The sequence below is a fragment of the Flavitalea flava genome, from assembly GCF_054461575.1.
The window spans coordinates 1-625 of record NZ_JBTLQH010000140.1 but is presented as its reverse complement, the minus strand read 5'-3'; the positions used below and the strand labels follow the sequence as shown (position 1 = coordinate 625).

1 protein-coding gene is annotated in these 625 nt (G+C 58.2%); it reads right to left on the bottom strand.

Going from position 1 to position 625, the window contains the following annotated elements:
• The coding region (locus tag ACX0G9_RS31725; protein ID WP_459069013.1) for a phosphopantetheine-binding protein at positions 1–625 on the bottom strand (625 nt) is incomplete at both ends.

Genomic DNA, 625 nt, shown 5'->3' with positions numbered 1-625 from the left:
CGGTCCGGAATAATACCACCCGCATCAACTCCCCTTGCTCTATATTCAAACTCTCCTGGTAATACTGCCCCCGATCCCTTAACACCCCTTCCCATTCTCCCTGCCCGTATTGATCCATTTCCTCTACCCTAAATGCGGTTCGCACACCCTCCTGTTCACCCCCGTACTCCTGCACCCAATCCCCGCAGACCCGCCGATACCGGAACCGGAGCGCATCATGGTAGCTTAGCAGTTGCCCTACCGCACCCTCCAATTCCCCCGCCTCCACCCCTTTATCGATCCCCAGTAATACGCTCTGGTTAAAATGCGATCCTGCTCCTTCCGCTCCGACTACCCCAGACAGGTAGGCCGACTGAACCGGCAGCAAACCGCTCGGACCCGTCAACAAACCCTGCTCTCCGCAGTGACCCGCCTGCCCCGCTGAACGCGTCAACAGCGCCGCACTCAGACTGCCGATGCTCTGGTAGCTGAAGATATCCTTCGGCTGCAGCTCGTAACCCATCCGACGCGCCCGGCTCACCACCTGGATCGTGATGATCGAGTCCCCCCCCAGTTCAAAAAAATTATCGTTCATCCCTATCCGCCCTATACCCAGCAACTCTCCCCAGATAGCCGACAGGTCCTG